At 72.2% G+C, this 7,589-nt stretch carries 6 protein-coding genes; 3 read left to right on the top strand and 3 right to left on the bottom strand.

Annotation, left to right across the window (positions count from 1 at the left end; all coding sequences use genetic code 11):
• On the bottom strand, positions 1 to 2,710 hold a 2,710-nt coding region (gene ppc, locus V7793_RS29450), incomplete at its 3' end, for a phosphoenolpyruvate carboxylase (protein WP_336012095.1).
• A gap of 194 nt (positions 2,711 to 2,904) precedes the next feature.
• On the opposite strand from ppc, the gene V7793_RS29445 reads away from it, so the two are divergent.
• Both V7793_RS29445 and V7793_RS29440 read left to right on the top strand, forming a co-directional pair.
• Positions 2,905 to 3,885 carry an acyl-CoA desaturase gene (locus V7793_RS29445; RefSeq protein WP_336012090.1) on the top strand — a complete coding sequence of 327 codons (981 nt, stop codon included), beginning with the start codon at positions 2,905 to 2,907 and terminating at the stop codon, positions 3,883 to 3,885.
• Positions 3,882 to 4,574: a TetR/AcrR family transcriptional regulator gene (locus tag V7793_RS29440; RefSeq protein WP_168093821.1), complete on the top strand. Its 693-nt coding sequence runs from the start codon at positions 3,882 to 3,884 to the stop codon at positions 4,572 to 4,574. Before V7793_RS29445 ends, V7793_RS29440 begins: the two co-directional genes overlap by 4 nt.
• Before the next feature lie 450 nt (positions 4,575 to 5,024).
• Here the strand turns inward: V7793_RS29440 and V7793_RS29435 are convergent, their stop codons facing one another.
• Entirely contained in the window at positions 5,025 to 5,816 is a 792-nt protein-coding gene (locus V7793_RS29435) for a trans-aconitate 2-methyltransferase (RefSeq protein ID WP_336012084.1), read from the bottom strand.
• Between the two features lie 88 nt (positions 5,817 to 5,904).
• On the opposite strand from V7793_RS29435, the gene V7793_RS29430 reads away from it, so the two are divergent.
• Positions 5,905 to 6,402, top strand: coding sequence for a MarR family winged helix-turn-helix transcriptional regulator (locus tag V7793_RS29430; RefSeq protein ID WP_336012083.1), 498 nt, complete (start codon positions 5,905 to 5,907; stop codon positions 6,400 to 6,402).
• Here the strand turns inward: V7793_RS29430 and V7793_RS29425 are convergent.
• Positions 6,361 to 7,158, bottom strand: a complete 798-nt coding sequence (locus V7793_RS29425) for a response regulator transcription factor (RefSeq protein ID WP_058046646.1) — start codon at positions 7,156 to 7,158, stop codon at positions 6,361 to 6,363. The two genes, V7793_RS29430 and V7793_RS29425, sit on opposite strands and share 42 nt — an antisense overlap.
• Positions 7,159 to 7,589: the final 431 nt, after the last annotated feature.

The raw sequence follows: 7,589 nt of genomic DNA, 5'->3' as shown, positions 1-7,589 counted from the left end.
CCACGCCGTTGACGGTGAGCAGGAGCGCGCGCGCCAGCAGCGGGTCGGCGGGCTCGCCGCGCTCGGCTGCCTGGCGCTGGCGGTGCAGCAGCGTGACCTGGAGGTAGGAGATCGGGTCCAGGTAGGCGTCGCGGATGTGGAAGGTCTGGCGCAGGACGGGGCTCGCGTCGAGCAGTTCGGCCTCGCCGGTGATACGCAGGACCTCCTGGACGGTGAGCTCGTGCTCGGCCTTGATGGCGTCGAAGACGTGCTTGAGCTCGTCGGGCACGAGGGTGTCGACGTAGTGCTGCGCGATGCGCAGGTCGGTCTTGGCGAGCGTCATCTCGACGTTGGACAGGAAGTTCTGGAAGAAGTGCCAGTGCTCGTGCATCTCGTCCAGGACGGTGTCCAGGCCGGCCTCGCGGGCGGCCTTGAGGCCGGAGCCGACGCCGAACCAGCCGGGCACGATCTGCCGGGACTGGGTCCATCCGAAGACCCACGGGATGGCCCGCAGGCCGTCCAGGCCCGCGCCGGAGTCGGGGCGGCGCGAGGGGCGCGAGCCGAGGTGGAGCTCGGCGAGCTGGTCGACGGGCGTGGAGGCGAAGAAGTACGCCGGCAGGTCCGGGTCCTCGACGAGGCGGCGGTAGGCGTCGTGGGCGGCGTCGGAGACGGTGTCCATGGCCGCGTCCCAGCGGGCGAGGGCCTCGTCGGACTGGCGGGGCGCGGTGTGCAGGGCGGAGGCCTGCAGCGTCGCGGCGACCGTCAGCTCCAGGTTCTCCCGGGCGAGGGCCGGCAGCAGGTACTTGTCGGAGATGACCTCGCCCTGCTCGGTCACCTTGATCTCGCCCTCCAGGGTGCCCCAGGGCTGGGCGAGGATCGCGTCGTGGGTGGGGCCGCCGCCGCGGCCGACGGTGCCGCCGCGGCCGTGGAAGAGGCGCAGGCGGACGCCGTAGCGGTGGGCGACGTCGCGCAGGCGGCGCTGGGCGCGGTGGATCTCCCACTGGGAGGTGGTGATGCCGCCGAACTTGGAGGAGTCGGAGTAGCCGAGCATGACCTCCTGGACGTCCCCGCGGAGGGCGACCAGGCGCCGGTAGGAGGGGTCGGCGAGCATGTCGTCGAGGATGCGGTCGGCTTCCTTGAGCTCGTCCGTGGTCTCCAGGAGCGGCACGATGCCGATCTTCGCCCAGCCGGCGTGCAGGTCGATCAGACCGGCCTCGCGGGCGAGGACCGCGGCGGCGAAGACGTCGTCGGCGCCCTGGCACATGGAGATGATGTACGACTCGACGACCTCGGGGCCGAACTTCTCCAGCGCCTCGCTGATCGTGCCGAAGACGCCGAGGGTCTTGGCGCCGGCCGCGTCGAGGGGCGCGGGGCTGGGGGCCAGCGGGCGGCGCGAGCGCAGCTCCTTCGCGAGGAGCTTGCGGCGGTAGTCGCGCGGCATGTCCGCGTAGCGCCAGGACTCCTCGCCGAGGCGGTCGAAGAGCTGGCCGAGGGCGTGGTGGTGGGCGTCGGCGTGCTCGCGGACGTCCATGGTGGCCAGGTGCAGGCCGAAGGCGGCCAGGGTGCGCAGGGCGCGCTCCAGGCGGCCGTCGGCGATCAGGCGGCCGCGGTGGGCGCGCAGGGAGTCCTGGATGACCTGCAGGTCGGCGAGGAGCTCGGTGGTGCCGAGGTAGTCGCGGCCCTCCTCGTGCGGGGTGTTGCGGGCCAGGCGCTCGCGGGTGTTGACGAGCTTCTGGCGGATGCACGTCGCCTTGAGCCGGTAGGGCTCCTCTGCGTTGAGGCGCTTGTAGCGGGGGCTGATCTCCGGCAGCAGTTCGAGGTCGCGCTGGAGGGAGGCGAGGAGCTCCTCGGTGGCGCCGCTGTTGCGGATGGAGTTCGACAGGGCGCCGCGCAGGAGGTCGACGAGCTCCAGGGCGTCGGTGATGCCGTGCTCGTGCTGCAGGATCAGCACGTCCCAGGTGACCTGGGGGGTGACGTTGGGGTTGCCGTCGCGGTCGCCGCCGATCCAGGTGCCGAAGGTCAGCGGGCGGGTGGTGGCGGGCAGGGCGACGCCCACCCGGTCCAGCTCGGCGGCCAGGTCCTCCAGGACGTCGCCGACGGCGTTGGCGTGCAGCTCGTCCAGGTAGTAGATCGCGTTGCGGGCCTCGTCCGTGGGCTCGGGGCGGGCCACGCGCAGCTCGTCGGTCTGCCAGAGCAGGTCGATGTTCTCGGCCAGGCGCAGGTCGGTGCGGCGCCGGTCGCCGGTGGCGCCCGCGGAGCGGGAGTCCAGGGCGTCGAGGAGCTCAGCGATGCGACGGAGCTTGTTGAGGACGCTGCGGCGGGCGGCCTCGGTGGGGTGGGCGGTGAAGACGGGACGCACCCCGAGGTGCTCGACGGTCTCCCGGACGTGCTCGGGGTCGGCCTCCTTGAGCTGGTCCGCGGTGCGGGCGAGGATCGAGCCCTCGGCGGCCCGCTTGGCGGCGAGCTCCCGCCCGCGGTGCACCTGCTCGGTGACGTTCGCCAGGTGGAAGTAGGTCGAGAAGGCCCGGACGAGCTTGGCCGCGGTCTCCAGGTCGGTGGCGCCGAGCAGCTCGGCGGCGGCCTCCCCGTCGGTGCGGGTCAGGGCGCGGACGCGCTCCACCAGGTCGAGGAGCTCTTCACCCTCCTGACGGACCAGGGTCTCGCCGAGGAGATCGCCGAGGCGGCGGATGTCGGCGCGCAGGGCGGCGTTGGTGTTGTCGGCACTGCTCACAGGTGCTGCTCCTTGCAGAGTTTCCGGCACGTCTGGAGGGTTTGCGGACCGCGCTGTCCGACGCCCACCAGCATAGGTCGCCCTCCGACGCGCGGTTATCCACAGCCCTCTTGCTCCGCGCTCCCGCCCTGCCATACTTACGAAGCCGTAGGTTACGGAACCGTAGCCATGCCCCGACCCCCATGAGGGAACCCATGACTGCAAGCCCCGACGTGATCGAAGACGCGCCGAAGGCCCAAGGAGCCCCGCTCCAGTCCGCCACGCTCGGTGGCGACAGCAAGCGTTCCGTAGAGCAGATCGCCCTGCTGCTGTTCATCACCGTGCCGTTCCTCGCCCTCGTCGCGGCGATCCCGCTGGCCTGGGGCTGGGGCGTGAGCTGGCTCGACCTGGGCCTGATGGTGGCCATGTACTACATCGGCTGCCACGGCATCACCATCGGCTTCCACCGCTATTTCACGCACGGATCCTTCAAGGCCAAGCGGCCGCTGCGGATCGCCCTGGCGATCATGGGGTCGATGGCGGTGGAGGGCCCGCTGGTCCGCTGGGTCGCCGATCACCGCAGGCACCACCGGTTCTCCGACGCCGAGGGCGACCCGCACTCCCCCTGGCGCTACGGCGAGACGGTTCCGGCCCTGATGAAGGGGCTCTGGTGGGCCCACGTCGGCTGGATGTTCGACGAGGAGCAGACCCCCCAGCACAAGTACGCCCCCGATCTGATCAAGGATCCGGACCTCCGGGCGGTCTCCCGCCAGTTCGTGCTGTGGACCTCGGTGTCCCTGCTGATCCCGCCGCTCGTCGGCGGCCTGGCCACCTGGTCCTGGCAGGGTGCCGCCACGGCGTTCTTCTGGGGTTCGCTGGTACGGGTGGCCCTGCTGCACCATGTGACGTGGTCCATCAACTCCATCTGCCACGCCGTGGGCAAGCGGCCGTTCAAATCCCGCGACCGCTCGGGCAACGTGTGGTGGCTGGCGATCCTCTCCTGCGGTGAGTCCTGGCACAACCTGCACCACGCGGACCCGACCTCCGCCCGGCACGGCGTGCTGAAGGGGCAGCTGGACTCCAGCGCCCGCCTCATCCGCTGGTTCGAGCAGGCAGGCTGGGCGTACGACGTGCGGTGGCCGAAGGCGGACCGCTTGGACTCCCGGCGGAAGGAGAGTGCCGCCAAGGCGGCATGATTGACAGCGTGGCGATCGACAGCAATACCACCAGTAACAAGGACCGGGCCCAGGCTGCGGGGCCCCGGCGCACCCGGCGGGTGCGGATGACCGGCGCGGAGCGCCGCGAGCAGCTGCTGGACATCGGTCGCACACTCTTCGCCGAGCGGGGCTTCGAGGGCACGTCCGTCGAGGAGATCGCGGCCAAGGCCGGGGTCTCCAAGCCCGTCGTCTACGAGCACTTCGGCGGCAAGGAAGGGCTGTACGCGGTCGTCGTCGACCGCGAGATGCGGCAGCTGCTGGACATGGTCACGGGCGCCCTCACCGCGGGCCACCCGCGGGAGCTGCTGGAACAGGCCGCGTTCGCCCTCCTCGACTACATCGAGACGTATACGGACGGCTTCCGCATCCTCGTCCGCGACTCGCCGGTGGCCCAGTCCACCGGCACCTTCGCCTCGCTGATCAGCGACATCGCCACCCAGGTCGAGGACATCCTCGGCCTGGAATTCAAGGCCCGCGGCTTCGACGCGAAGCTCGCCCCCCTGTACGCCCAGGCCCTCGTCGGCATGGTCGCCCTCACGGGCCAGTGGTGGCTGGACGTCCGCAAGCCGAAGAAGGCGGAGGTGGCGGCGCACCTGGTGAATCTGGCGTGGCACGGCTTGGACGGCCTGGAGCCGAAGCCGCGCCTTGTTGGGCACAGGCGCGCCTGAGAGCACGAAACGGGGGCGGCGCCCCCGTCGCCCGAGGTTCAAGGGGGCTCGCCCCCTTGAATCCGCCACCGCGCAGGTCTGCGCAGGTCAAGGATGCGCACGCATCCTTGAAACGCCGCCGCGGCGCGCAACCACAACGGCGGAGCCCGGCGGTGCCGTACGGCCCCGGGCGGGCCCGGCACCGCCGGACACGTTCGTGGTGGCCGATCACCGTCGCGGCGGAAATGAAGGGCCGGACCCTTCACGACGCCCTCACCGCGCAGGCCCAGGCAGGCCCAGGATGCGCACGCATCCTGGAAACCGCCGCCGCGGCGCGCAACCACAACGGTGAAGCCCGGCGGTGCCGTACGGGCTCAGGCAGGCCCGGCACCGCCGGATGCGGCCGCGGTGGCTGATCGCCGTCGCGGCGGGAATGAAGGGGCACGGCCCCTTCGGACCCCGGACCGGAGGTCAGGCGTGGTGGGCCACGGTGAAGATGCGGCGGAAGGGGAAGAGCGTGCCGTGCGGGCCCGGGGGGTACGCCTCTCGGAGGAGGGCGGCGTATTCCGACAGGAAGCGGGTCGTCGCCTCCGGGTCGTCCGCGAGCGCCGTCAGAACGGGCCTCAGGGTCGTGCCCTTCGTCCAGTCCAGGACCGCGTCCTCGCCCGGGAGCGCGTGGACGTACGTCGTCTCCCAGGCGTCGACCGCCAGGCCCAGGCCGGCGAGCCGTTCCAGGTACTCCGCGGGCGTGAGCACGTACCCGGGCCGGTGGAGCCCGCCCAGCCGGCTCCGCCACGCCGCGCTCTCGCAGAGCTCGTGCAGGAGCACGTGGCTCGGGGCGTCGAAGTTCCCCGGCACGGTGAAGGCGAAGACCCCGCCGGGCGCGAGCCCGTCCACCCACCGCGGGAACAGCTCCGCATGCCCCCGCACCCACTGGAACGTCGCGCTGGAGACGATCAGGTCGTACGTCTCCTCCGGCGCCCACTCCCTCAGGTCCGCGTGGGCGAAGGCCACACCCGGCACCCCGGCCCGCGCCTGCCGCAGCATCGCCTCCGAGTGGTCCAGCCCCGTGATCCGGGCGCCCGGCCACCGCTCGGCGAGCAGGGCCGTGACGTTGCCCGGGCCGCAGCCGAGGTCCACGATCCGCGCGGGATCGCGGAGCGGGACGCGGGCGAGGAGGTCGTGGAAGGGCCGGGACCGGGGGCCGGAGTGACGCAGGTACTGCTCGGGGTCCCAGACAGGCGTGGCAGCGGTCGTCGTCATGCCTCCAGCATCACGCCCCCAATATCTCGACGTCAAGAGACTTGACATCAAGAGACTTCATGTCGACAGACCCTCTACACTGATCAGCATGGAGGACGAGGTCGATCGGCTGGTCTCAGCATGGCGCCGCGAGCGCCCTGACCTCGACGTGGAACCACTCGAGGTGCTCAGTCGCGTGAGCAGGCTCGCGCGCCACCTCGACCGGGCCCGCCGCCTGGCCTTCGCCGAGCACGAGCTGGAGCCCTGGGAGTTCGACGTCCTCACGGCGCTGCGCCGCGCCGGGGCCCCGTACCAGCTCTCGCCCGGCCAACTGCTGACCCAGACGCTGGTCACCTCCGGCACGATGACCAACCGCATCGACCGGCTCACGAAGAAGGGCCTCGTCCAGCGCGAGCCCGACCCGAGCGACCGCCGCGGCGTGCTCGTGCGCCTCACCGACGAGGGCCGGGACCGCGCCGACGAGGCGCTGGCCGGGCTCCTGGAGCAGGAGCGCGCCATCCTCGTCGAGCTGTCCCGCACCCAGCGCCGCGAGCTGGCCGATCTGCTACGCCAGCTGACCGCCCCGTTCGACAACACTCCCGGTTAGGTCCACCGGCCCCACCCCGGCGCGCCGCGCCAGCGCGACCGCCGCGAGCGTGGAGTGCACGCCGAGCTTGCCCAGGACGTTCTGCATGTGGGTGCGGACGGTGTGCGGGGAGAGGTAGAGCCGCTCGGCGACGGCCTTGCGGCCGAGCCCGGCCACCATGCAGCGCAGCACTTCGCGCTCGCGCGGCGTGAGGGACTCCACGAGCCGCTCGCTCTCCGTACGGTGCTTGCGGGCGGCGGTGAGCTCGCGCAGCACGCCCGTCAGCAGGGCGGGCGGCAGATGCGTCTCGTCGCGCAGGACGCCGCGGATGACGGCCAGCAGCCGCGACAGCGAGCAGTCCTTGGCCACCCAGCCGCCGGCGCCCGCCTGCAGGGCCGCCGCGGCCCTTCTGGGGTCGTCGCGCTCGGCGAGCACCACCGTGCGCACCGCGGGGTGCGCACTGCGCACTCCGGCCACGAGGGAGATGCCGTCGACCGCGCCCTCCCCCGGCCCGCCGCCCTCATGCACGGAGCCGTGGGCCTGACCCCTGAGCTGCCCGGGCACGCCGCCGTCCTGGGCGACCGTGCCGAGATCGGCGTCGATGAGGAGCACGTCGAAGCGGCGCCCCTCCGCTGCCGCCCGCTCCAGCGCGCGCAGCGCCGCCGGCCCGCTGCCGGCCGCGGAGACCTCCACGTCCTGCTCGGCCGCGAGGGCGGCGGCGAGCGACTCGGCGAAGATGCGGTGGTCGTCGACCACCAGTACCCGAATACGTGCCACTGCCACCCCCATATTCCGGGCGGCGGCCAGTGCGGGTACGGCGCCCGGTCCGGGGCCGCCACACGCCGCACGGCCGCCGCCGCACTGATGACTTACACCCCGCCCCGGGCGTCGTACCTGCCTGTCTCGCCCCCTGATCAGCGCCGGCCCCCACCGACGCTGTGCATCAGCGTACGGCGGGGGTCCCGCAACGGAAGCCGATTGGCAAAACTGCTCGACCCGCCTGTTTATGGTGAGCTTTCTGTTCAGTATTGAGGCAGTGAACGACATGGAACGACGCGAAGTTGACCATGCCCGACTGCACGATCAGGGAGGGGTCCGCGGCGCTCCCGTCGCTCCGGCCCGCTCCCCACCTCGGTACACCCGCCGCGCACCACCGCCCGCCACCGCTGCGAAGACCCGTGGCGGGCGGTGCCCGGCCGCCGCGAAGG

This window comes from Streptomyces sp. KLMMK (genome assembly GCF_036961605.1).
Lineage (GTDB): Bacteria > Actinomycetota > Actinomycetes > Streptomycetales > Streptomycetaceae > Streptomyces > Streptomyces telluris.
Note: the sequence above shows the minus strand (reverse complement) of the source record. Positions and strands in the feature narration are given on the sequence as shown.

Coding starts and splice junctions, on each gene's coding strand:
- V7793_RS29445 (WP_336012090.1), top strand. CDS start 2,905: ATGACTGCAAGCCCCGACGTGATCGAAGACGCGCCGAAGGCCCAAGGA.
- V7793_RS29440 (WP_168093821.1), top strand. CDS start 3,882: ATGATTGACAGCGTGGCGATCGACAGCAATACCACCAGTAACAAGGAC.
- V7793_RS29435 (WP_336012084.1), bottom strand. CDS start 5,816: ATGACGACGACCGCTGCCACGCCTGTCTGGGACCCCGAGCAGTACCTG.
- V7793_RS29430 (WP_336012083.1), top strand. CDS start 5,905: ATGGAGGACGAGGTCGATCGGCTGGTCTCAGCATGGCGCCGCGAGCGC.